At 61.8% G+C, this 22,992-nt stretch carries 21 protein-coding genes; 12 read left to right on the plus strand and 9 right to left on the minus strand.

Annotation, left to right across the window (positions count from 1 at the left end; translation table 11 throughout):
* Positions 1-46 precede the first annotated feature (46 nt).
* Positions 47-814, minus strand: a complete 768-nt coding sequence (locus ONR57_RS09930) for a SigB/SigF/SigG family RNA polymerase sigma factor (RefSeq protein WP_265123144.1) — start codon at positions 812-814, stop codon at positions 47-49.
* Positions 811-1,233 carry an ATP-binding protein gene (locus ONR57_RS09935; RefSeq protein ID WP_265123145.1) on the minus strand — a complete coding sequence of 141 codons (423 nt, stop codon included), beginning with the start codon at positions 1,231-1,233 and terminating at the stop codon, positions 811-813. Before ONR57_RS09935 ends, ONR57_RS09930 begins: the two co-directional genes overlap by 4 nt.
* 251 nt (positions 1,234-1,484) lie before the next feature.
* On the opposite strand from ONR57_RS09935, the gene ONR57_RS09940 reads away from it, so the two are divergent.
* The 6 genes from ONR57_RS09940 (at position 1,485) to ONR57_RS09965 (ending at position 5,574) form a co-directional block, all read left to right on the plus strand.
* Positions 1,485-1,889 (plus strand): STAS domain-containing protein, encoded by a 405-nt coding sequence (locus tag ONR57_RS09940; RefSeq protein WP_265123147.1) that lies wholly within the window; start codon positions 1,485-1,487, stop codon positions 1,887-1,889.
* A 69-nt stretch (positions 1,890-1,958) separates the two neighbouring features.
* Positions 1,959-2,654: a GAF and ANTAR domain-containing protein gene (locus tag ONR57_RS09945; protein WP_265123148.1), complete on the plus strand. Its 696-nt coding sequence runs from the start codon at positions 1,959-1,961 to the stop codon at positions 2,652-2,654.
* Between the two features lie 98 nt (positions 2,655-2,752).
* Positions 2,753-3,133, plus strand: coding sequence for a DUF732 domain-containing protein (locus ONR57_RS09950; RefSeq protein ID WP_265123149.1), 381 nt, complete (start codon positions 2,753-2,755; stop codon positions 3,131-3,133).
* A gap of 84 nt (positions 3,134-3,217) precedes the next feature.
* Entirely contained in the window at positions 3,218-3,733 is a 516-nt protein-coding gene (locus ONR57_RS09955) for an EXLDI protein (RefSeq protein WP_265123150.1), read from the plus strand.
* A gap of 117 nt (positions 3,734-3,850) precedes the next feature.
* Positions 3,851-4,798 carry an ATP-binding cassette domain-containing protein gene (locus tag ONR57_RS09960; protein WP_265123151.1) on the plus strand — a complete coding sequence of 316 codons (948 nt, stop codon included), beginning with the start codon at positions 3,851-3,853 and terminating at the stop codon, positions 4,796-4,798.
* Complete coding sequence (locus tag ONR57_RS09965; protein ID WP_265123152.1) at positions 4,795-5,574, plus strand: ABC transporter permease; 780 nt, start codon at positions 4,795-4,797, stop codon at positions 5,572-5,574. The genes ONR57_RS09960 and ONR57_RS09965 overlap by 4 nt, the downstream gene beginning before the upstream one ends.
* Here ONR57_RS09965 and ONR57_RS09970 read toward each other — a convergent pair whose 3' ends face one another.
* Both ONR57_RS09970 and ONR57_RS09975 read right to left on the minus strand, forming a co-directional pair.
* Entirely contained in the window at positions 5,575-6,306 is a 732-nt protein-coding gene (locus tag ONR57_RS09970; protein ID WP_265123153.1) for an SDR family oxidoreductase, read from the minus strand.
* Positions 6,303-7,679 (minus strand): MFS transporter, encoded by a 1,377-nt coding sequence (locus ONR57_RS09975; protein WP_265123154.1) that lies wholly within the window; start codon positions 7,677-7,679, stop codon positions 6,303-6,305. The genes ONR57_RS09970 and ONR57_RS09975 overlap by 4 nt, the downstream gene beginning before the upstream one ends.
* Before the next feature lie 119 nt (positions 7,680-7,798).
* Here ONR57_RS09975 and ONR57_RS09980 point away from each other — a divergent pair, with 119 nt between their 5' ends.
* Complete coding sequence (locus ONR57_RS09980; RefSeq protein ID WP_265123155.1) at positions 7,799-8,740, plus strand: LysR family transcriptional regulator; 942 nt, start codon at positions 7,799-7,801, stop codon at positions 8,738-8,740.
* 9 nt (positions 8,741-8,749) lie between these two features.
* On the opposite strand, the gene ONR57_RS09985 is transcribed toward ONR57_RS09980, so the two are convergent.
* Together ONR57_RS09985 and ONR57_RS09990 are read right to left on the minus strand one after the other, a co-directional pair.
* Positions 8,750-10,693: an acetoacetate--CoA ligase gene (locus ONR57_RS09985; RefSeq protein ID WP_265123156.1), complete on the minus strand. Its 1,944-nt coding sequence runs from the start codon at positions 10,691-10,693 to the stop codon at positions 8,750-8,752.
* A gap of 4 nt (positions 10,694-10,697) precedes the next feature.
* Positions 10,698-11,528 carry a CoA ester lyase gene (locus tag ONR57_RS09990; RefSeq protein ID WP_265123157.1) on the minus strand — a complete coding sequence of 277 codons (831 nt, stop codon included), beginning with the start codon at positions 11,526-11,528 and terminating at the stop codon, positions 10,698-10,700.
* A 168-nt stretch (positions 11,529-11,696) separates the two neighbouring features.
* Here ONR57_RS09990 and ONR57_RS09995 point away from each other — a divergent pair, with 168 nt between their 5' ends.
* Complete coding sequence (locus ONR57_RS09995) at positions 11,697-12,596, plus strand: AraC family transcriptional regulator (RefSeq protein ID WP_265123158.1); 900 nt, start codon at positions 11,697-11,699, stop codon at positions 12,594-12,596.
* Here the strand turns inward: ONR57_RS09995 and ONR57_RS10000 are convergent.
* The 3 genes from ONR57_RS10000 to ONR57_RS10010 are packed head-to-tail and all read right to left on the minus strand — an operon-like array spanning position 12,589 to position 16,249.
* The gene (locus ONR57_RS10000; protein WP_265123159.1) at positions 12,589-13,083 is read right to left on the minus strand and encodes a MaoC family dehydratase; all 495 of its coding nucleotides are present in this window, start codon (positions 13,081-13,083) and stop codon (positions 12,589-12,591) included. The genes ONR57_RS09995 and ONR57_RS10000 overlap by 8 nt on opposite strands.
* Positions 13,080-14,243 (minus strand): acyl-CoA dehydrogenase family protein, encoded by a 1,164-nt coding sequence (locus ONR57_RS10005; RefSeq protein ID WP_265123160.1) that lies wholly within the window; start codon positions 14,241-14,243, stop codon positions 13,080-13,082. The genes ONR57_RS10000 and ONR57_RS10005 overlap by 4 nt, the downstream gene beginning before the upstream one ends.
* A gap of 14 nt (positions 14,244-14,257) precedes the next feature.
* On the minus strand, positions 14,258-16,249 hold the full coding sequence (locus tag ONR57_RS10010; RefSeq protein ID WP_265123162.1) for an acetyl/propionyl/methylcrotonyl-CoA carboxylase subunit alpha: 1,992 nt from the start codon (positions 16,247-16,249) through the stop codon (positions 14,258-14,260).
* 180 nt (positions 16,250-16,429) lie between these two features.
* Here ONR57_RS10010 and ONR57_RS10015 point away from each other — a divergent pair, with 180 nt between their 5' ends.
* The 4 genes from ONR57_RS10015 to ONR57_RS10030 are packed head-to-tail and all read left to right on the plus strand — an operon-like array spanning position 16,430 to position 22,992.
* On the plus strand, positions 16,430-18,400 hold the full coding sequence (locus tag ONR57_RS10015) for a cellulose biosynthesis cyclic di-GMP-binding regulatory protein BcsB (protein WP_265123164.1): 1,971 nt from the start codon (positions 16,430-16,432) through the stop codon (positions 18,398-18,400).
* A 4-nt stretch (positions 18,401-18,404) separates the two neighbouring features.
* On the plus strand, positions 18,405-19,904 hold the full coding sequence (locus ONR57_RS10020) for a hypothetical protein (protein WP_265123165.1): 1,500 nt from the start codon (positions 18,405-18,407) through the stop codon (positions 19,902-19,904).
* Positions 19,901-21,337 (plus strand): glycosyltransferase, encoded by a 1,437-nt coding sequence (locus tag ONR57_RS10025; protein WP_265123166.1) that lies wholly within the window; start codon positions 19,901-19,903, stop codon positions 21,335-21,337. Before ONR57_RS10020 ends, ONR57_RS10025 begins: the two co-directional genes overlap by 4 nt.
* Positions 21,334-22,992 (plus strand): glycosyltransferase family 39 protein, encoded by a 1,659-nt coding sequence (locus tag ONR57_RS10030; protein WP_265123167.1) that lies wholly within the window; start codon positions 21,334-21,336, stop codon positions 22,990-22,992. The genes ONR57_RS10025 and ONR57_RS10030 overlap by 4 nt, the downstream gene beginning before the upstream one ends.

Genomic DNA, 22,992 nt, shown 5'->3' on the forward strand with positions numbered 1-22,992 from the left:
CACCTGCAAGAAGTACCCGCGGCCCAGTTCCGGCATACCTGGTGAGTTATCCCTGGTCTTTGATTTGCGTGCGGAGTGTGCGCAGAGCTTTGTCAATTAGCCGCGAGACGTGCACCTGCGAAATTTGCAGGCGCTGGGCGATCTGGCTCTGTGTCTGCTGCTCAAGAAAGCGCAACCGCATGATCACCCGTTCCCGTTCAGGAAGTTCTGCTATCGCGGGCAACAGCATTTGCTGATCGTCAACTCCCTGCAGCCGCTCATCGCTGTCGCCAATCCGGTCCCAGCGGCCCGGTGCGCCGTCACTCGTGCCATTATCCGGAGCGTCGAGCGATACCACGTGGCAGGCGGCGCCGGCGGCGATTGCCTCGGCCACGTCATCGAATGACTCGCCCAATTCGGCGGCTATTTCGCTCGTGGTGACCGAACGGCCGAGTCGCTGCGTCAGATCTGGCGTGGCAGTGGCGATCTGTACTTGCAGTTCCTGCAGCCTGCGTGGCACCCGGATTGCGCCGGAATAGTCACGAAAATAGCGCCGCACCTCGCCCATTATCGTGGGAACAGCAAACGAGAGGAACTCCGAACTGCGCTCCGCGTCGAAACGCTCTACCGCTTTCACTAAGCCAAGCCGCGCGACTTGAATCAAATCCTCTGGTTCTGCGCCACGTCCGTAGAAACGACGGGCGATGTTCCGAGCGAGGGGCAAACACCGAACAATGATCTTTTCCCGCAGCCGTTCATACTCTGGATTAGCGTCGGGAATTGTCGCGAGCTGCCTCAACAGCGGTACGATATCACTGTAATCGTCACTCGTCACGGCGCGGTGCCGCCCTTACGCTTGCGAAGCTCAATTATCGACGTCCGGGCTCCGTTGGCGCCACCTGGGCTGCGCACCACCGCGGAGTCAGTGAGCGCTTCAATGATGTGCCAGCCGAGGCCTGATTGCTGGACTTCAACATCACTGCCGTGCGCGCTCGCTACGGTGATTATCACGCCGTCGATCGTTGACGTGAACGTGCATCGTATCTCTGCCCCTTCCGGCGCACGCGCTATCAGTTGCGTGCACGCCTCGTCCATCGCCATCCGCAGATCCTCGACTGAATCGCCGTCAAAATCCGCGCGCGACATAATCGCGACGGTGACAAGGCGGGCAAGCGAAAGCTGACTCAGCGTCGCCGGAAAGCTCAGCTCCACTCGTTCCTCAGCTTTGTGGTCTAGCGCAGCGCGGTCCATCATCGTTAGCTCCAGGCTGATCGGTTATCGTGCGTCGCGAGCCGTCATTGCTGGGAGAGTACCCACCTAGCCCGAACTCATACGCCCGGAATTAAGCCGTTTGTTGAGCCGACTCTCAAGTGACGGGTAACATCAAGATTGGTTGAGCACACAGCCGCTGCGGGATGCGTGAAGATTCGGCACCGGGCTGTGTGCGTGAGCTAGTGCGTGGTTTCACGCTCCCATCGTCGCAATAGATGGGAGGAACCTCCGCGATGAAGACGCATCTGATACCAACTCATGGCGGCGTCAACGCTCACGTATCTGTCGAGCGCACGTTCAGCGGTGTCGTTATTGTCCGGTTATCCGGGGAAATCGACGCTGCCAACTCGCAGGATGTGTGGAGCGCACTCGCCTCTCACCTCGGCCCGGGGGGTCCACGGATCTTCGACCTGACGGGTGTCACATTTCTTGGCGTGAGTGGCGCGGAAGTTCTTTTACGTGCCGTAGAACTGCTTGCGCAGCATGACACCCGGTTCGCCACCGTGGGCGGCCGGTCAGTCCGCCATGTGTTGTGTGCGGCTAACCTCGATGTTCAGCTCAACCTCGAGCGGAGTGTGAGCGACGCGGTTCTGGCGCTGGCTCAGCAACCCCCGGTACCAGTTTTGGACCAAAACTGATATCTATGGATTCCGCGCTGCCGTATTCCTGCAGCGCAGACATCGTTGGTTCTGCTCGAAGGAGTTCCGATGACGGAATCGCAGACACCTACTGGTATCGCTGCGCTGATGGCCGAGGCAGCAGTCTCGATGCAGACCGAACCGGACTATGACGCAACCCTCGAGGCAATCGTGCGCGAGGCGCAGAAGAGCATCCCGGGCACGGATGAAGCCGGGCTTTCACTGTTAAGCAGCGGAAAGATCACCACTGCAGCGCCGTCATCCCCACTCGTCGAGAAAATCGATTGCTTCCAGTACGAGTTCGAAGAAGGCCCCTGCGTCGACGCGATACTCGAGGCCGACTACTTCCGAACGAATGACATGGCAGCAGAATCGCGCTGGCCACGGTTCTCAGAGGCCGCGTTTTCGGCGGGCGTGCAGTCGATGCTGGCTTTCCGCCTTTTCATCGATGGGCAGACGCTCGGCGCACTCAACCTGTATTCCCGCCACCGTGATGCGTTCGACGATGAAGCGGTGATCACCGGGCGTCCTTTCGCAGCCCACGCGGCTATCGCGCTGGCACACTCGCGGGAGAAACTCCAGTTGCTTGACGCCCTGGACTCTCGCGATGTCATTGGCATGGCCAAAGGCATCTTGATGCAGAGGTTCCAGATCGACGACGAACGTGCTTTCCAGTTGCTCGTGAGCATCTCGCAGCGGAGTCAAGACAAACTACGCGCAGTCGCATCGAAGATCGTGACCGAAGCCCGGTCCGCCGCGCGCTAGCATCCGCACAGGCACACAATGCGCTGAAGACGTATGAAACCGGGCGAATCGGGTTAACCTTCTCACGATTGGTCCCACTTCGGTTCAAAGGAGCATTCGTGAACACTCGTTTCGTGAAGAAATCGCTGGCTGCGGCTGCAATCGTGGCGCTCGCTACGGTGCTTCCCGCCTGTGGCAACGGGGACACCGAGACTGAGACAGAGCAGACACCCACTAACGCGGTGGGTGGCGCGGTCGACGCGATAGTCGATTTGGCGTTCGTCACGGCACTGCGCACGCAGTATCCGGATGTGGCCGCCGATATGACGGACGAGGAGATCCTCTCTGCCGCCGAGGACGTGTGCGACGACATCCGGGATGGCGATGACCGATCAGACCTCATCGATTCCGTACGCGACTCGTTCGAGCGGGACGGCGAAGAACTCGACGACGCACGGGCCGAGCAGATTCTGAATTTGCTGCAAACGTCAGGCTGCTAGGCAATCGGTACGTTGCTTGTCCCAGAGGGCAAGCAACGCCCCCCCGCTCTTGCATATACGTATACTTCTACTTATAGTTATCCTGTGCCCAACAAGACCATCTACGTCTCCGATGACGACCTTCCGCTATTCACGCGCGCCCAGGAACTCATCGGAGGGAACCTCTCCGGTGCAATCGTCGCCGCGCTGCGCAGGTTCATCGAACTCGAAGAAGGCCGGCGCGAGGGCTACGAAGAGGTCGTACTCCGGGTAGGCCACAACGGCGTGCGACAGGTGCGCTTTTCCGGCACCCTCCTCGGCGAGTGGCGCGACCTCAACGACCGCCGCATCGAGCACATCCGCGTGTATCGCAGCTTAAAAGGCAAATTCGTGCTACACGCGCAATACTCCAATTGGTCGGAGTATCCCACGGAAGCGAACTGGCTCAAAGACCTGAAGAACTGGCGACGGTTACTGAGCGTGGGCGACCAGGACTGGGGCGACTTCACGTTAACGATCGCCGACGAAATTACCGAGTTTCGCGACAAACTGCCGGCGAAATTCTACGAACGTGTCGCAAGCGTCGCCGACCTGCCCAATATCGAAGACCTCGACATCTAGCAGGGGGCGAGAGCCCCGCAGGCTCCACAACCGAATACCCTCCGCGTTTGCCCCACAGGGCCAACGCGTCGATAACTCATGCACTAATGCGCATTTCTGAATGAAAGAAGGCTGACGATGAGCGCTCCTCTAGCGATCTTCGCGCGCGGACTAACCAAGCACTACGGCGAGAATGCAGTGCTGAACGGCATCGACATAGCGATTCCGAAGGGGACGGTGTTTGCGCTACTTGGCCCTAACGGCGCCGGAAAGACGACAACCGTCCGCATCCTGACAACGCTGACAAAGCCGGACGGTGGGACAGCGGTAATCGCGAGTGCGGATATCGCAGACGACCCTGACGGTGTGCGCAGGCGCATCGGCGTAACAGGCCAGTTTTCTGCGGTGGATGAACTCCTCACCGCTAGGGAAAACCTGCTGCTGATGAGCGACCTCCTCCACTTGCCTCGTCGCGCAGGCAAGAACCGTGCACAGGAGTTACTCGAACAGTTTGATCTGCTCGACGCTGCCGACAGAACCAGCAGCACATTTTCAGGCGGCATGCTGCGCCGGCTGGATCTGGCGATGACACTCATGGGAAATCCAGAAATACTCTTCCTCGATGAACCTACGACTGGACTCGATCCGCGCAGCCGTCGCGCGATGTGGGACATCATCAGAATGCTTGTCACACAGGGGACGACGGTGTTTCTTACGACGCAGTACCTCGAAGAGGCGGACCAGCTCGCGAACCAGATCGCTGTGCTCGATAACGGACGCATCGTGGCGGCAGGAACACCCAGCGAATTAAAGCGCCTTGTTCCTGGCGGTCATATCAAACTCGAGTTCTCCAGTTCCAGCGATCTTGAGGCCGCTGCCGTTAGCTTCAGCAGAGCTGTGCGCGATGAGGAAGCCCTAACCCTGTCCGTAGCCAGCGACGGCGGTGTAGCTTCCCTCCGCAACGTTCTCGATCAACTGTCTGACGCAGGTGTCGAACCCGACGGTATCTCGGTACACACACCCGATCTCGATGACGTCTTTCTTACCCTCACTGGCCATACCGCAGAAAAGGAAACCACCCGATGAGCACTCTTACCTACGCCATCGCGGACAACGTAACGATGGTGCGCCGCAGCCTGTTACACGCCAAACGGTACCCAAGCATGACCTTCAGCATCATCATCATGCCAATAATCCTGCTTGCCGTGTTCAACTATGTGTTCGGCGGCGCACTGGGCCCGGCACTGGGGCAAAACGGCGGGAACTACATCGACTATCTTGCCCCTGGGATGATGCTACTCCTCCCGGCGTACGTCACTGTCGGCGTGGCAGTTTCGGTTGCCACGGATATGTCCAAAGGAGTGATCAACCGCTTTCGGGCAATGTCGATCAACCAAGCTTCGGTTCTCACGGGGCACGTCGTTGGCGCACTTCTCCAAGGACTCCTCGGCATCGCGGCAATGACGGGCGTAGCGATGCTCATGGGGTTCCGGCCTTCGGCATCACCGATTGAATGGCTCGCGCTCACCGGGCTACTGGTCTTTCTGACCGTAGCTCTGCTTTGGCTGGCCGTAGCGATGGGGCTAGTCGCGGCGAACCCTGAAGGGGCATCCAACATGCTCATGCCCGTACTGATGCTTCCTTTCCTAGGGTCTGGTTTGGTACCGACTGACACGATGCCCGCGGGGCTGCGCCACTTCGCTGAGTTGCAGCCCTTCACGCCGCTGACTGAAACGGTGCGCGGCCTGCTGATGGGAACTGAAATTAGCTCGAACGGAATCATCGCGCTGGCATGGTGCGCGGGCATCGCTGCAGCCGGATACACCTGGTCAGTTGTTGCTTACCGTCGGCGCTACACCTGATTATGACGCGCTCCAGCCACCATCCATGGTGAAGCTCGCTCCGCTCACAGATCCAGCCTGAGCGGAAGCGAGCCAAGCCACCAGCGCCGCGACTTCCTCTGGTTCCACCAGTTGCTTCACCGCGCTGCGCGCGAGCAAGACATCGGCAACCACGGCGGAGTGGTCCAGCCCGTGTAAACGTGCCTGGTCAGCAATCTGGTTCTCGACGAGCGGTGTCCGCACGTAGCCGGGGCTCACGCAATTGCTCGTCACGCCGCGAGAGCCGCCCTCAAGGGCTACCACTTTCGATAGCCCTTCCAGGGCGTGTTTCGCGGATACGTAGGCGCTTTTGTAAGCCGACGCACGTGTGCCATGGATGGACGAGATATTGATGATCCGCCCGAATCCTCGTTCGTACATACTTGGTAGCGCCGCACGCATCAGCAGGAATGGTGCCTCAACCATGAGCCGGTGCATCCTCCGGAACGTTTCTGGCGGAAAAGACTCGACAGGAGCCACGTTCTGCACGCCGGCGCAGTTCACCAGAATGTCGGCGTCGAGCCGCAACTTTTCGAGCACAGTGACGTCGGCTAAGTCAACCTCCCACGCATCGCCGCCGATCTCGTTCGCGACCGACTTAGCGGCTACACCATCTCGGTCAGCCACCACTACAGCTGCCGCATACTGCTCTGCGAGAGCACGTGCACACGCGGCCCCTATTCCGCTCGCGCCACCAGTGACCAGCGCTTTCACCGCGATACCTCCACCGCAAGACGCTGCCGGTCCGCCTCGTCCACGTCGTGGAGTGACACCCCCTGGGTCTCGCGGAGTTTGATCGCCGCGAAGAGCGTGACGGCACATGCAGCAGCGAGGTAGACGCTGATGGGCACGGCTGAGCCGAACGCGCGCAGCAATGCCACGGCGATTATCGGTGCGAGTGAACCCGCCACAATCGAGGTCACCTGATATCCGAGAGAAACCCCTGAGTAGCGCATGCGAGTCGGGAAAATCTCGGCCATGAGAGCAGGCTGCCCGGCGTACATCAGTGCGTGAACCAGAAGCCCGAGCGTCACCGCCATCAGGATTACGTAATCGTTTCGCGTGTCGAACATCGGGAAAGCGATGAAGCCCCACGTCATTCCCAGCATCGCACCTGCTGCCACCACGGGGCGGCGACCGAACCGATCTGTCAGTCGGCCGACGTACGGAATCACCACTGCGTGCGCGATATGCGCGAAGAACAACAGCAACAGAATCGTGCTCGTATCCGCTCCAAGGTGCGTGCTCAGGTAGGTGATTGAGAACGTGACCACGAGGTAGTACATGATGTTTTCACCGAACCGGATACCCATGGCGCCGAAAACACCGCGTGGATAGCGGCGGAAGACCTCGCCGACGCCGAACGCCTGGGCTTTCGACTCTTTCACTTCGTTCTGCACTTGCTGGAAGATCGGCGCATCGGTGATCCGCGTTCGGATGTAGTAGCCGATGATGACAATGACAGCAGAGAGCCAGAAGCCGATGCGCCAGCCCCAGGACAGGAATTGTTCGTCGGGAAGCAAAGCCGCCGATGCCAGCAGGACTGACGTCGCCAGCAGGTTGCCGATTGGCACCGCTGCCTGTGGCCAGCTCGACCAGAAGCCACGCTGGTTGCTCGGGGAGTGCTCAGCGACGAGCAACACTGCCCCGCCCCACTCGCCGCCCACTGCGAAGCCCTGGATGAACCGCAGCAGCACTAGCATCAGCGCAGCGGTGTAGCCCACCTGTTCGTAGGTTGGCAGACATCCCATCAGGAATGTGGCAACACCCACCATCACGATCGAAACCTGCAATAGGTGCTTGCGGCCGTACTTGTCGCCGAAATGGCCGAAAACGATGCCACCGAGCGGCCTCGCAATGAAGCCGACGGCGTAAATCATGAAGGCTTTAAGTATGCCGTCGAGCGGATTGCCACTATCGACAAAAAAGATTTGTCCGAAGACCAACGTCGCGGCAGTCGCGAAGAGGAAAAACTCGTACCATTCGACGACGGTACCGGCCATCGACGCCGCGACGACCCTGCGCAATCCTCTGGTCGATGTCCGCTCGGCATTGTGTGTTGGCGCCGGCGTGCTATCAGGTGGCATATGACACTCCTCGAATTCACTGTGATGCACACCATGCGTGCCCATCACTGATGATTCTGCTTGCGAAAAATGCACATTCAATAGCCACATGTGCAGAGTAGATGTGCAAAAATGCAGAAATGTCGTCTGAGATGCCCGGAGATCAGGGCCGCAGCGGTCCGCGCCGCGTCAGTCCGGATGACCTGCTCGTCTTTCTCGCTGTGGCACAGACAGGACGATTCACCAGCGCCGCGGAGCGTCTGGGCATCAACCACACCACCGTGTCACGCCGCATCACAGCGCTGGAACGGGCGGCCGGCGGCAAGGTGCTCGCGAAATCGGAAGGCGGCTGGGAGACCACCGATCTGGGTAATGAACTGCTCGCTGCTGCGGAAACCGTGGAGGCGGCGCTCGCTAAGCTCAACACCGAACGGGGCGGTACGCACGCCTTGTCGGGGGTGATCCGCATGATCACGCCAGATGCGTTCGGCGGGCTCATCGTCGGAGCCGCGATGGCACAGTTACGCACTCGCCACCCAGGCCTGCAGGTCGAAATGATTAATGTCGCTCGCCGCGCACAACAGCACCGGGTGGGCGTCGACCTCGAAGTCGTCGTCGGCAAGCCTGAAGTGCACCGCGCGCAGGCATTTCACCTAGCCGATTACCGCCTCGGGCTTTACGCGGCGCATTCACTGCTCGAGCGAGATGGCCGCCCACGCGTGCTCGCCGATCTCTCGCAGTACCCGTTGATTTACTTCATCGACTCGATGCTCGACGTCGACGACCTCGATCTCGCCCGCAGCATCACGCCGTCAATGCGCCAAAACATCGGGGCCACAAATGTATTCGTGCACCTCGAAACAGCCCGGGCTGGCGCGGGCGTCGCCATCCTGCCGTGCTACCTTGCGAACCGCTATCCCGATCTCACCAGGCTTTTCCCTCGCGACGTCGACCACAACGTCAGCTACTGGATGGTGGCGCGGCCGGAAGCGCTCCGGCGGCCGGTCGTCGCAGAGTTCGTGCGTGCGGTCGCCGCAGAGGCAGCCGCTCGGCGCGGTGAGATGGGCGGTCGCACCCGCTGACGCTGAGTTTCACTCGCTCCCCTGGCGCCGGAACTGCTGATACCACTGCAGTAGCTGGGGCTGGTCGATGGAGTTGGCGTCAACCGTTTTTTCAGGATCCGCACCCTGGAGGATTCGTTTGAGTGGGACTTCCAGTTTCTTTCCGGTGCGGGTATGCGGGATTCCCGGCGCAGCGATAATTTCGTCGGGCACGTGCCGCGGCGATAGGTCAGTCCGGATCGCTCCCACTATCTCAGCTTTCAGATAGTCGGTTAGTTCGCTCTCGCCGACATCGACGAACAAGGGCATCCAATAGCCGCCGTCAGGGAGGTCGATCCCCAGGATGAGCGCCTCCCGGACCGGCCCGAGTTGCTCGACCACCTGATAGATGTCGGCGCTGCCCATGCGTATGCCGTGCCGGTTCAGCGTTGAGTCGCTGCGACCGTGCATTTCAACCGTGCCGCGCTCGGTGATGGTGATCCAGTCTCCGTGGCGCCACACCCCCGGATACTCGCTGAAGTAGGCCTCCCGGTAGCGCTCACCGGTGGGATCGTTCCAGAACGACACCGGCATCGACGGCAACGGTTTAGTGATCACGAGTTCGCCGACGGCGCCTCGCACTGGACGGTCATCGGCACCAAATGCCTCCACCGCGGCGCCCAAGCACGGCCTGCTGATTTCGCCTGCCCACACCGGCACGGTTCGCGCTGGGCCGACGAAAGCCGAGACGACGTCAGTCCCGCCACTGATCGAGCAGATCTGTTTGTCCGGGCCGACATTCGTCACAAGCCACTCCGCGGACGACGAGGGGAGTGTTGCACCCGTAATGCCGATGGACCGTAACGCGCTGAGATCATACGAATCACTCGGGTGAACGCCATCCTTGATACACCCCAACACATACCCAGGGCTAGTGCCGAGGAACGTTGTTTTCGACTCGGCGGCGAGCTGCCATAATCCACCGGCAGAGGGGTGCGCTGGGCTGCCGTCATACGTCACGATCGTCGACCCCGTCATCATTCCGGCGACGAGGAAGTTCCACATCATCCAGCTCGGGCTCGTAAACCAAAAGAACGTGTCACCGCGGCCAAGGTCCAGGTGCAGAGCGGCTTGTTTGAGATGCTCGAGCACCACTCCTCCGTGCCCGTGCACGATACCTTTCGGCAAACCTGTTGTGCCGGAGGAAAAAACGATCCAGAGCGGATGCGAGAAAGGCACTGAGGCGATGGCGTGACTGGCGGGCTGACTAGTTGCGCTCTCCCAGGCATCCATGTGTTCGGGAACTTCCAGCCCAAGCCGCTGTACGACAAGCACATACTTCACGGACGGCAGCGCGGCGGCGAGTTCCGCCACCGCACCCAGCTTCTGATGGTCCTTTCCGCCGTAGACGTAACCGTCGGCGGAAATCAGCACCTTTGGCTCCAGCTGCCCGAGCCGGGAAACAGCCGCAGACGGCGCGTAGTCCTGTCCGCACGCTGCCCAGATCGCTCCGATACTGGCAGTTGCGAGAAGCGCGATCACAGCCTCCGGAATGTTCGGAAGGTAGCCGGCGACGCGGTCGCCCTGCCGCACCCCCATCTCCCGCAGCGTCTGCGCCAGCGAGGCAACCTCGAACCGGACACGTTCCCACGTCACGTCCCGGGGCGCGCGCCCTTCTGCAAGGTCACGAATCGCAGGCCGGTTGTCGTCCGCGGACCGCAATACCACCTCGGCGTAGTTGAGTGCAGCGCCGGGAAACCACTGCGCGCCAGGCATTTCTGCATCTGCGAGAACTGGCCCTTCGTACTGGCCGAGATCAAAATACGCCCACACCGCGGCCCAGAAACGGGACACGTCTGCCACCGACCACGCCCACAGTTGATCGTAATCGCCAGCGGGGGCACCGAACCGTGTGGCGAAACGCGCGAACTCCGTGATTCTTGCGGTTTCGATGTCATTGCGGGTCGGCTCCCACAACGGGTCGGTGGCACTCATTCCGCTATTCCTCCCCCGCTGACTCCGATGATTCAGCGCGCGCAAGCACCGCTTCCGCGTGCCTTAATACTGGGGCATCAACCATCCGGCCCTCGAATGCGAAAACGCCACGTTCCTGTTTGGCCTGCTCGAGCACGCGCCCAGCCCATTCCACCTCGCTGGGCGCCGGAGCGAAGGCCGACCGCACCACCGCGACCTGGGAGGGATGGATGCAGACCTTCGCGTCAAAACCAGTTGCGACGGCATCGACAGCTTCGTTGCCCAAGCCATCGAGGTCGCGGATGTCGATATACACAGCGTCGAGCGCGAGGCGGCCGAACGCTGAGGCCGCGAGCAGAACTGATGACCGCACATGCCGGGCGACGTCCCGATACGTGCCGTCAGACCGCCTGCTCGACTGCCCGCCCATAGCTGCGATGAGATCTTCCGCTCCCCACATAAGGCCGCGGACGTTTGGTTCCTGCGCGATGTCACTTGCCCGCACGGCGCCGAGTGGCGTTTCGATGAGACCGAAGACGTCGTAATTCGCGAGATCCCGAACGTGACCCGCACCTTCACATTTCGCGAGCATCACGGCGGTGTACTTCGTTTGCGCGAGTGCTTCGCAGTCCAGCGCATGTTCTTCAGTGTCAGAAGGATTGATCCGGACCACCGTGCGAGCGGGATCAAGCGGCGTATGGATAAGCGCCTCCCGCGCAGCGGGTTTATCCGCGGCCGCCACACCATCTTCGAGATCGAGTATGACGACGTCGGCAACGAGTGCCGCCTTCACGAAACGCTCAGGACGATCTGCTGGGCAGAACAACCACGCCGGGCCGTAATTCACTGACGCCATCACGCCTCCTCACCGTATGAGAACACGTTAGCCGGTAGCCCGATGACAACGGTGGCACCGGGCTGCCTGTGCCAGTGACGGGAGCGGACATTTGCGCTGGCGTCAGAGGTTAATCTAGGACGCAATGAGAAGCAGATCACGGTCATTGTCGGACTTTCTATGGTGAATGTGAGACAACATCAGATTCGGGCGATCCCTTACCGGCCGCCGGCAGGTCCGGCGCAACATGGTATTGAGATCGTCACCCTGCGGGCATTGCGCGCCAAAGCTGGCATCAGCGAGTTTTCTGACCCGCAGTGTCCGCGGTTTCATTTGCTTTCGTACGTGACGAGCGGAACTGGCACGCACACTATCGATTTCACCTCCTATCAGCTGCAGCCCGGCACAGTGTGGTGGGTTCGTCCGGGCCAGGTGCAGCAGTGGGGAGATGTTGGCAGCTACGAGGCAACCATGGTGCTCTTCGAGGAACGAGCGCTCGGTTCCGCCGCCGCATACTTCCCAGCCGAGCAGCGGCGATACCGGTCCCTTTGGCCCCAGCCGGCGACGGAACCCCCGCCAATCAGGGAGTTGTTTGAGCACATGCGGTGGGTGTTCGAGCACTCGAACCCAAAACTGCCCGACCTCACCGCCGCGACCCTCCGAAGCGCGCTCGCGGCGACTGTGCTCACCCTAGCCGGAATCGAGCCGGAATCACCGCGCACTGTCGGTGGCGCACGGGATGCGCTGGTAGAAGCTTTTACATCGCTAGTGGAAGCCAACTTCGCGGAGACGCGCGCGGTCACTGACTATGCGCGGCTGCTCGGATATTCAGAGAAGACGCTGACACGGGCCATACGTGGGGCCACGGGGCTCACCCCGAAGAGCTATATCGCTGAGCGCGTCACCCTCGAGGCGAAGCGTCTGCTCGCGTACACCGAACTCACCGCGACACGCATCGCAGTCGAACTCGGCTTCAGCGACACCTCCAACTTCACAAAGTTCTTCGCGTCTCGCACGGGGACGTCTCCCGCAGAATTCCGCGCAACCCTCACCCGCACGGGAACCGCTCGGACTCCGGCCGTCAGTTAGCTGACGGCGTCATCCGAACGAGTGTCTTCCGCACGGCTTTCGCGATCACGTCACCGTGCTGATTGCGGCCCGTGTGCTCGAATGTGATGACACCCTCCCCCAGTCGGCTCTTCGATTCCCGCTTGTCGAGTATCAGCGTTTCCGCGTACATGGTGTCGCCGTGAAAGACCGGCTTCGGGAAGCTGATCTCGGAGAAACCGAGGTTGGCCACGATAGTTCCCTGGGTCAGTTGAGCAACCGACAACCCCACGAGCGTGGAGAGCGTGAACATCGAGTTGACAAGCCGCTGTTCGAAAGGCTTCTGTGTCTCGCTCCAGGCGGCGTCAAGGTGCAGCGCTTGGGTATTCATCGTGAGGGTCGTGAAGAGAACATTATCCGCCTCGGTGATCGTCCGGCCAGGCCGATGTTCGTAAATCGCACCGGTCTCGAACTCCTCGTACCACAACCCGCGCTGCACGATGCGGCGCGGGGTTTCGCTCGTGCTCATAGTCCGAGCTCCCGCGCGATCAGCATGAGCTGGACCTCCGTAGTACCCTCGCCGACCTCGAGGATCTTGCTGTCACGGTAGTGGCGGGCCACCAGGTACTCATTCATGTAGCCGTACCCACCGAACACCTGGGTCGCGTCACGTGCGTTGTCCATTGCCGCTTCGCTGGACACGATCTTCGCGATGGCCGCCGCCTTCTTGAAGGGCTTTCCAGAAAGCATCAGCGCCGCCGCGTCGTAGTAGGCGGCACGGGAGGTAGCGGCGCGCGCCTCCATCCGCGCTATTTTGAAAGCGATGGCTTGATTCTGGCCGATTGGTTTCCCGAAGGCACTTCGCTCTTTCGCGTATCGGACGCATTCGTCAACGCAGCCCTGCGCGACACCCGTGCCGAGCGCGGCGATGGCAATGCGGCCTTCGTCGAGGATACGCAGGAAGTTTGCGTAGCCGCGGCCCCGCTCACCGAGCAAGTTCTCCTCGGGCACACGTACGTCGTCAAAGGAGAGCGGATGGGTGTCGGACGCGTTCCAGCCGACCTTCGAATACGCTGGCTGCGCCACGAAGCCTGGGGTCTCGGCGGGCACGATGATTGTTGAGATTTCCTTCTTGCCCGCCGCACTCGTTCCGGTGACGGCCGTGACGGTGACAAGACGCGTGATGTCGGTGCCGGAGTTGGTGATGAACTGCTTGCTGCCGTTGATCACCCACTCACCGTTCTCCAGACGGGCAGTCGTCTTGGTGCCGCCAGCATCGCTACCGGCACCTGCCTCGGTGAGCCCGAATGCGCCCAGCGCCTTCCCGCTCGCGAGCAGCGGCAGCCACTTCTGTTTTTGTTCTTCGGTACCGAAGCGGTAGATCGGCATCGCGCCCAGCGACACACCCGCCTCAAGGGTGATTGCGACGGACTGATCGACCTTGCCAAGTTCTTCGAGAGCGAGGCACAGTGCGAAGTAGTCTCCACCCATTCCCCCATACTCCTCAGGGAAAGGCAGCCCGAACAGACCCATGTCCGCCATGCCCGACACGACCTCGTACGGGAAGGTCTTTTTTTCGTCATGCTCAGCGGCGACAGGAGCTACGACAGTCGTCGCGAAGTCGGCTACCGAACGGCGCAGCTGTTCGTATTCGTCCGGCAACTGAGCGGTGGAAAGAAAACTGGTCATTTCTCGAATGCTCCTTATTCGGAAGGCGTCTCGGACGCGGTGACACTGGCGAGAAGCTGATCGACTGACACTTGATCGCCGGGTGCGGAGTGGATGACAACTTTGCCGTCGACGGGAGAGGTGAGGGTGTGTTCCATCTTCATCGCCTCGACGACCACGACGGGGGTACCGGCAGCAACGTCATCGCCGGACGCGACATGGATCGCGATGACTGTTCCCGGCATGGGGCTGAGAATTTCCGCGTCCCCGCGATGCGCTTCGTGCTGACGCACGCTGGCTTCGCGAACCACCTGCAGCGACCAGGCGCCTTCACCGTTGGCGAACCACAGATGATGGTGGTCTTCAGCGACATGCAGTTTGTGCCGGCGCCCAGCTGCCGTAAGGAGCAGCAGATCACCCTCAGTCTCCGCGGAGATACTGATGGGGTCGCCGTCTCCGATTACAGCAACACCGAATTCTGGTGTGCCAGTAAGTTTCACAACCTCGGTTCGATCACCGGCCGTCAGCCGGACACGGTATGGCGCAGCCGCCCCAGCCCGCCAGCCCGACGGCACGTCCCATAAGCTTCCTGGCCGCTCCGGCCAGTGGCGCAGCCAGCGCGCTGCCGCGGCCGCAACGAAGGCGAGGTCCGGCGCCGGCTCAGCAGCAAAATCAGGTAAGCGGCGATCGAGCAGCGCGGTATCGAGGCGTCCGGCCTGAACGTCTATGTCAGCGAGGAGAAAGCGCAAGAATTCGATATTGGTGCCTACACCGAGCACAGCGGTCGTTGCGAGTGCTTGGTCAAGCCGGTGCAGCGCGGTCTCCCGGTCGGGCCCGTACGCGATGACTTTGGACAGCATCGGGTCGTAGTCACTGCCGACGACAGTGCCCACGCGCAGTCCCGAATCCACGCGGACGCTGCTTGGCTCGTTCAGGCCCAGTACCTTCCCGCCGGTGGGAAGGAAACCCCGGGCTGGGTCTTCGGCGTAGACGCGCGCTTCCACCGCGTGGCCGGTGAGCGTGATGTCATCCTGCTTCAGAGTGAGTTCCGCGCCCGCGGCGATGCGCACCTGCCACTCGACGAGGTCCACGCCCGTTACCATTTCGGTGACGGGGTGCTCGACCTGAAGTCGCGTGTTCATCTCCATGAAGAAGAACTCGTCTGGCTTGTCCGCAGACACAATGAACTCGACTGTTCCCGCGCCGGTGTAGTCAACGCTGCGTGCCGTGTTGCATGCGGCTTCACCGATGCGCGCACGCGTTTTTTCGTCGAGCAGCGGAGACGGGGCTTCTTCTATGACTTTCTGGTGCCGGCGCTGCAGTGAACACTCACGCTCACCGAGGTGGATGATATGCCCATGCGTGTCTGCGAGCACCTGCACCTCGATGTGCCGCGGACGTGTGACGAAGCGTTCCAGGAACAGCGTGTCGTCGCCGAAAGCAGAGGCGGCTTCTCTGCGCGCAGAACGCAACGCATCCGGCAAGTCCTTCGGATCCTCGACTCGGCGCATGCCCTTTCCTCCGCCACCGGCGGACGGCTTGACGAGGACCGGGTAACCAACGTCTGCTGCCGCGGCGATGAGTTCGTCATCGGTCAGCCCTGGCTTGGCGATACCCGGCACCACCGGCACCCCGAACTCGACCACCGCGTTCTTGGCGGTGATCTTGTCTCCCATCACCTCGATAGCGCGAGCAGACGGCCCGAGAAACGCGATGCCATGCTCCGCACAAGCTGCCGCGAATGCGGTGTTTTCTGACAGGAATCCATAGCCAGGGTGAATAGCCTGCGCGCCCGTAGCTTTGGCGGCTCCGATGATCTTGTCGATACTGAGGTAGCTCTCGCGCGCGGGCGCCGGGCCAATGTGCACTGCGGTATCCGCCTCGCGCACGTGGCGGGCATCGCAGTCCGCGTCGCTGTACACGGCGACGGATCGAATGCCGAGCGCACGCAGCGTGCGCATCACGCGTACCGCGATCTCGCCGCGGTTGGCAACGAGGATGGTGCTGAAGAGAGCCGATTCGCCCATGCCACACTCCGAACTGAGTTAACTCCGAATCACTCATTTTAGGTTAATCGCGATTCACTGAGTTGTCCAGATCACTACCGAGAAAACCCCCGCATAATTAGCCACTCGCCTTTGTTGCACAGTGTCACGCCAGCTTTACTAAGATCATGCACGGCAGTCGGCTCCGGAAAGGGAACGCCCGTGCAGCAGTGTTCACCCCGCTCATGGCGCAGAGCATGGGCAGTCGGCCCGGTTGCCCTTGCCATGGCCGTTACCACGCTCGTCGGTGCCCCGGCCGCCAGCGCCGAGGTTGACATCACTTCGCAAGATCTCGGCCTCGGTGACGCCATTACGTTCTTCGGTGATCGAGATACCTCGACGCTCACGCTCGCGGTTCCTCCGGGGACGGCGCCGGAGGCCATGCTCGCGCGCGTCGAGACTCCCCCCGATGCCGCTGGCGGCTGGATCGACGTGCACAGCGCGGGCCGGTTACTCAGTCGCACCGAGTTCAGCGCGCCGGCACCCGCGGACGACGCACCACCAGAAATCCTCACCCCGGTCGTTCTTCCTCTTTCCGGCGCGGAGCTTGGTAACGGAGAGGCGACGGTCGAACTCCGGACCACGGTTGTGCCTGCTGAGACGGAGTGCTTCACTTTTTGGGACCGGCCGACCGCGACGCTGCGCGACATCATCGTGCGTTATAGCGGAGACGAGGCACAGCCCCCCGGTATCAGCGAGTTCCTGCCACCCGCGCTGAGGCAACTCACGATCGCACTGCCTGCTGAGCCGAGTGAATCCGAGGTGAGCGCCGCGATAGCGATCGCAGCCGCGGTGACGCACCGCTACCGTGCTCACAACGTTCGCGTCGACGTTCAGCCGCTGGCAGACCGCCGAGACATACCCGATTTGCCGATTGAGCTTCTCAGCCGGCGCGTGATCGTTACAGAGGCTGCCGAAACAGAACTCGAGTTGCTCCCACTCGACAATCAGGTCGCGACGCTTCGAGTGGCCGGAAGCGGGCCAGAACTCGCGAATCAAGCACGGCTGCTATCGAACAACCTGCTCGCGCTGGCCACCGGAACCAGCCTCGCGATCAGCGGTGACGTCACTGTGCCACGCATCGCGCCCCGCGCAACGACTTTGTCGGAACTTGGCCTATCGGGGCTCACCGCAACCGGTGTTGGACGTGTTGCCGTTTCTATCCCACTCGATCAGACACGCATTGGCTTTGATGCTGCCGAGGCACGCGTCGGTGTGAAAGGCGCATATACGCCGCTGCCGACCGTCATGAACGGGCGGATCACCGCGCGCATCGGAGATCGCGAGGTCGGCTCCTGGCCCATGACCGCCGACGGCCGGATTGACGAACAGATAACGATCCCGCGGTCCTTGCTGACTCGATTCAGCACACTCACGATGACGGCAGAGATTGCTGGCGAATCACTGGCGTGCGGACGGCAGCAACCCGTCACACTGACGATCGATTCAGCGTCCACCATCGAATTCGACGAGGCGACTCCGCCACCGCCCATCTTCGATTCCCTGCCGCAGGCGTTCATCCCGACTGTTCACGCGGCCCTGCCGGAACTGAGTTTCGGGAACGCCGACCGGCTCATCTCCATCGTGACCGGCCTGCAGCGCCAATCAGCGACTCCTTTCCACACAGAGATAACGACGGCTGGTGTACAGACTGGGCTGCCCTCGATCCTGATCGTGGACGAGAACACTGCCGTACCGCTGCCACTGCCCCTTGAGACGAGCGGCACCGCGTTTCTCGCCGAATCCGCGGACGGGGTCGTTACCCTCGACCTCGGTACCGGCGAAGCACCACCCTATGGGGCGCTGCAAGTGGCCCAGAACGGGAACGCTCTCGCGCTCGTAGCTTCCGGCGACAACACCCTCCTCGATACGCTCATCACCTGGCTCGATGACGATCCCGCGCGATGGGCGGGGCTGAACGGCAATGTCGTGGTCCAACTCCCCCAGGGTGAACCGCAGGTCTTGTCCATTGGTGCCACGGAGGCTACGGCTGCTGATGGTGATACAGAAACGACGATGCGCCTGGTGGTCACCGGGGCGCTTGTGGCGCTCGCGGCAGGCATCGTGACGGCTGCAGTGATCGGATTGCGCCGCCGCGGCACTGCGAAACCACAGCACCGGCCCGAGGGCTGACACGATGGCTCGGAGTTACGTGTGGCGCTGGGCGATTATCCTGACCGCCACCGTGGTGGCGTTTTGGCAGACGTGGGCGAACGTCATCGCCGAGGCCCGCGCGGGCGCCGCCGTAGGCTACTACGGGATCGTGATCGTACTGGCCGTTGTCGCCGCCGCCGGCCTTGCCCGCAAGCCACATCGACAACTGCAGATCTTCGACAAGCAGGCAGATGCCATCACCGGCGTCCTCGCCCTCGTCATCTCGATCCTCATCAAAGCGCTCGTCGTACCGCGGTACTCGGAGCAGTACCAGGTCCTCCACCTCGATGTCCTCGCCGCCGGCGTGTTCCTGGCCGGCTGCACGGCCTTGATGTTCGGGTTACGCCCATTCGGCCGGTTCTGGCCCGCGTGGGCCCTGCTCCTCGCGTGCGGGCCACTCACCTACCGGTCGCTAGTCGTGATCTTCGGGGGCACAAGCTGGTCTGCAGGCGTTGTCGTCACTTTGTTTTCTGCGGCGGCTGTCACGATAGCCTTCGCACTCACCGTGCGCGAAGCAGCTGTTATCGGTGCGACAGTCGTCGTGCTTGGAGGATTCACGGTCCTCCTATTGTCGTGGCTCGCGCCAGGTGCACCACTTATCGTGAGCCAGGCGGTCCCATCAGTCACGGCATCTGTCGCCACCATTCTCCTTGTCCGAGCGCATCGCCGCCGACAGGGAGCTAACCGCTATACCAGGGGGCCGGCCCTGGTACCGAGCGTGACGTGGCGGACGGCAGTCACCTGCATAGTGGCCGGAGTACTCGTTGGCCTTGTCTCACTGCCCGAACGGTCACCAGCCATCGTGGCCGCTGGCCCGCCGCTGACTGGAAGTCCCGCGCTCGAGGTGCCCGCTGGATGGTTCGAGACAGCTCGCACAGACTATCCGTGGGTGCGGCGCTACTTCGGGCCGACCGCGACGCTGACCCGCCAATACCTTTCTGCGCAACCCTCGAACGAGGCGGTGGGTGCTTTCGCGGATTCGGTGCTGGCGGAACCAGGGGTGCTGGGATTCCTGTCAGGACAGAGTGTCGAACCACCGCACACTGCGCGCACCATCGTGATCGATACCTTCACAGATCCGCATCCAGCCCAGCTCGATGTCTACCCCGACGCGACCCTTTATGACATGCACAAGGCGCGGCGCAGTGAACCCCGCATAGTGAGCCTCGGCCACGGCGTCATCGGTACGCTGTCCACACTTATCGACGAAACCGCCTATCTGACCGAGACCATGCTTGTTTTCTCTTGGCAGCGCGGCGACGAAGCACAACGGGTAGTCATCATCGCGGTGGATAACCCTGAACCGGACGCCATGTTTCCGGAACCTCAGCCGTCCATGGCATCCAACATGCGAACGCTGATCGAAGTACTCTTTCGCGGCAATACCGCGATCGCCGACATCACACCCGAGTTCAAGGATGCTGGGCTTGTCACGACGGCCGGACGACAGATCGTCGCAGCACAGTTCGGGGAGGAGCCATGAGCGCACCTCGCGACCAAGACGCGCTCCTTGACCATGCGATTCACGGGCTCAGCCGGCTCGACCCCCTCGCGTCCGCACAGAAGGCATTCGTCCCGTGGCAGCGGAATGCACTCATCGGGCTGGCTGCCGTCGCAATCGTCTTGCTTGCGCTGTGGCCACTTCCGGCCCTTACTGTCGCGGTCGCCTTCTGTACCTTCGGATACGTTGTCACCATCACCGATCGCATCCTGATTTTCAGCCGGGGGCTGCGCGGTGACGCCATCCTCCAGATCTCCGACGAGGAAGCGCTCGCACTGCCGGCCGAGGACCTGCCCGCGTATACGATTCTGGTTCCGGCATATAAAGAGCCGGAAGTTGTCGCTCTCCTGCTCAGCGCAGTTGGCGGCCTCGATTATCCGCGAGAGAAATTGCAAGTGCTGTTGCTGCTCGAAGCAGATGATGCGGAGACCATTCGAGCCGCGCGCGAAGCGCACCTCAGCGAGACCGTCACGATCATCGAAGTTCCGCCAGCCGAGCCAAGAACCAAACCGAAGGCATGCAACTACGGCCTACATTTCGCTACTGGTGAGCTCGTCACCATCTATGACGCTGAGGACCACCCCGAACCGTTGCAGCTGCGGCGGGCCGTTGCGGCGTTCCGGAAACTCGGCGATGACGTGGCCTGCATTCAAGCAAAACTCAGCTTTCACAACGGCACCCAGAACGTGCTCACGGGCTGGTTCACAGCCGAGTACGGCCTATGGTTCAGTTTCCTGCTGCCCGGCCTGATGCAGAGCCGGTCTCCCATTCCGCTCGGCGGCACGTCAAACCACCTAAAGCGCGAGGCGTTGGAGCAGCTCGGGGCATGGGACGCATTCAACGTCACCGAAGACGCTGATCTCGGCGTTCGCCTTGCAATCGCCGGCTACCGCACCGCAGTACTTGATTCGGTCACGATGGAAGAGGCCAACAGCGACGCAATCAACTGGATACGGCAGCGGTCACGCTGGTACAAGGGATATCTGCAGTCCTGGCTGGTGCACATGCGACGGCCGCTTGCGACCTGGCGGAGCCTGGGCACCGTAGCGACGATACGCATGACGATTTTCCTCGCGGGCACCCCCACGATCGCTGCGCTGAACTCGGTTTTCTGGCTGATGACGCTCAGCTGGCTGCTCGGGCAGCCAACGCAGGTTGGGGAGCTCTTCCCGTCTTACGTCTATTACCCGGCCGTTGTCTCCCTCGTGTTCGGCAATGCGGCAACCATCTACATGGGGCTCATCAGTATCCGCGAGAACCGCCAGAGCGAGCTTTTGATCCCCGTCCTCACTGTGCCGCTGTATTGGGTCATGATGAGTATCGCGTCGATCAAAGGGTGCTGGCAGCTGTTTCGCAACCCCTCGTTCTGGGAGAAAACCGCACACGGCCTGCCGGGCGCAGGGACGGGCCCGTGAAAACACTGACGCGCCCGCTAACGCTCGTGTGGCTTTCAGCATCGCTCGCCTATCTGGCCATCGGCGGGGCACTCAGCCTGCGCTACGGATATCTGATGGGTGACGCGCTCGCGCGGGTGTCCTCCGTGGAATCAGTGCTCTACAGCCGGGATCCTCATCTCGCCGCGCTCGGGTTTATTTTCACTCCGCTGACGGCGCTGCTGCAGCTTCCCCTCGTAGCGCTCTCTCCCCTAGTCCCCGAAATCACTCGGTGGGGGCTCTCGGGCGTCATCATCTCCGCGGTGTTCATGGGCGCCGCGGTCGCGCAAATCTGGGGAATAGCGACCGACCGTGGCGTTCCGCGCGGGGTGTGTTTCGCGGTCGCCGTGCTTGTAGCCCTCAACCCCATGATTGTTTTCTACGGCGCGAACGGAATGAGCGAGGCCCCGTTCCTCTTCTTCGTACTGTGGGCGACCCGGCGCCTGCTGCGGTGGCTCTACACCGATGACGTCGACGACCTAGTCGTAGCCGGAATCGCACTCGCCGGTGCATATTTGACGCGTTACGACGCGATCGTGGTGGTCGGGGCGGCCGTCGGAATCATGAGCGTGATTTGTGTGCGCCGGGGAAGCTCAGGCTGGCGCGTTCGCGGCGCGGTTCTCGACATCGTGATCCTCGCGCTTCCATTCATCGTCGCCTTAGTCCTGTGGGCGGGAGCTAGCTGGATACTGACGGGTGAGGCGTTCGCGCAGTTCAGCTCGCAGTACGGTAACACGGCCATCCTAGAAGCCGCCGGCGTAGTGGATATCGATCCAGTCGAAGGCCTCATGTTTTCCGTCACCGAGATCGTGCTCCTCAGCGCGGCGCTACCCGCGCTGCTCCCGGTTTCGATCGCGCTGGCGATCCGGCGCCGTGAACTCGACGTTGCGCTTCCGCTCGCCCTCTGCGGCTCCGTCCTGGCGTTCCAGACATTCGCCTACTCGAACGGCATGACATTTCCCTTCCTCCGGTTTTACATCTGCGCGGTGCCACTCGCTGCCCTGCTTGCACTCCACTTGTGGCGGCGAACTGTCGTTCCGGAAGCACGGCGGCCCGGAGAGTTTCCCGCAACCCCGGCTGTCGTTTCCCCAACACCCCGTTTCGGTGGTGCACGGCTGTGGGGTGTGGCCGCGCTCGCCGCAAGCCTGCCAATCACCGCGGCGGGCATGCTGCACCCAACGCTTTCCAGTCAGCAATTTGGGTTGATCTCAATCCTTCCGGTGCCGGTCGGCGCCACAGCGCAGGCCCAGGTGGATGCGGACGCGATCGCCCGCTCATTCAGCACCGAACGCCGGCTCGCGGACTACCTCGACGCCCAGGACTTGCCCGACGGATCGGTGCTCACCGACACCGTGTACGGTTTCGCGGTGGTAGTGGCGTCCAGCCGCCCGCGCCAGTTCGTCATCCCCTCAGACGGTGATTTCGTGACGATCCTCAACGATCCAGTCTCGCACGGCGTGCGCTACCTCCTCGCTGTACCCAACGACGGCCGCGGCGCAACGGACGCGCTGAATCGCCGCTACCCGACGCTGTACGAGAACGGTGCACAAATCGCCACCCTCGAACTCGAGGTTCCCAACGACGGCTTCCAGCAACCCCCGTGGCGGCTGTACCGGGTGTCACCCGAGGTCGAATAG

The sequence above is a fragment of the Hoyosella sp. YIM 151337 genome, assembly GCF_026041215.1.
In the GTDB taxonomy this organism is placed as follows: domain Bacteria; phylum Actinomycetota; class Actinomycetes; order Mycobacteriales; family Mycobacteriaceae; genus Hoyosella.

What these genes read in the sequence shown, in the direction of transcription:
- ONR57_RS09935 (WP_265123145.1), bottom strand. Translation starts at nt 1,233, where the DNA reads ATGATGGACCGCGCTGCGCTAGACCACAAAGCTGAGGAACGAGTGGAG.
- ONR57_RS09940 (WP_265123147.1), top strand. Translation starts at nt 1,485, where the DNA reads ATGAAGACGCATCTGATACCAACTCATGGCGGCGTCAACGCTCACGTA.
- ONR57_RS09945 (WP_265123148.1), top strand. Translation starts at nt 1,959, where the DNA reads ATGACGGAATCGCAGACACCTACTGGTATCGCTGCGCTGATGGCCGAG.
- ONR57_RS09960 (WP_265123151.1), top strand. Translation starts at nt 3,851, where the DNA reads ATGAGCGCTCCTCTAGCGATCTTCGCGCGCGGACTAACCAAGCACTAC.
- ONR57_RS09965 (WP_265123152.1), top strand. Translation starts at nt 4,795, where the DNA reads ATGAGCACTCTTACCTACGCCATCGCGGACAACGTAACGATGGTGCGC.
- ONR57_RS09975 (WP_265123154.1), bottom strand. Translation starts at nt 7,679, where the DNA reads ATGCCACCTGATAGCACGCCGGCGCCAACACACAATGCCGAGCGGACA.
- ONR57_RS09980 (WP_265123155.1), top strand. Translation starts at nt 7,799, where the DNA reads ATGTCGTCTGAGATGCCCGGAGATCAGGGCCGCAGCGGTCCGCGCCGC.
- ONR57_RS09985 (WP_265123156.1), bottom strand. Translation starts at nt 10,693, where the DNA reads ATGAGTGCCACCGACCCGTTGTGGGAGCCGACCCGCAATGACATCGAA.
- ONR57_RS09990 (WP_265123157.1), bottom strand. Translation starts at nt 11,528, where the DNA reads ATGGCGTCAGTGAATTACGGCCCGGCGTGGTTGTTCTGCCCAGCAGAT.
- ONR57_RS10000 (WP_265123159.1), bottom strand. Translation starts at nt 13,083, where the DNA reads ATGAGCACGAGCGAAACCCCGCGCCGCATCGTGCAGCGCGGGTTGTGG.
- ONR57_RS10005 (WP_265123160.1), bottom strand. Translation starts at nt 14,243, where the DNA reads ATGACCAGTTTTCTTTCCACCGCTCAGTTGCCGGACGAATACGAACAG.
- ONR57_RS10010 (WP_265123162.1), bottom strand. Translation starts at nt 16,249, where the DNA reads ATGGGCGAATCGGCTCTCTTCAGCACCATCCTCGTTGCCAACCGCGGC.
- ONR57_RS10020 (WP_265123165.1), top strand. Translation starts at nt 18,405, where the DNA reads ATGGCTCGGAGTTACGTGTGGCGCTGGGCGATTATCCTGACCGCCACC.
- ONR57_RS10025 (WP_265123166.1), top strand. Translation starts at nt 19,901, where the DNA reads ATGAGCGCACCTCGCGACCAAGACGCGCTCCTTGACCATGCGATTCAC.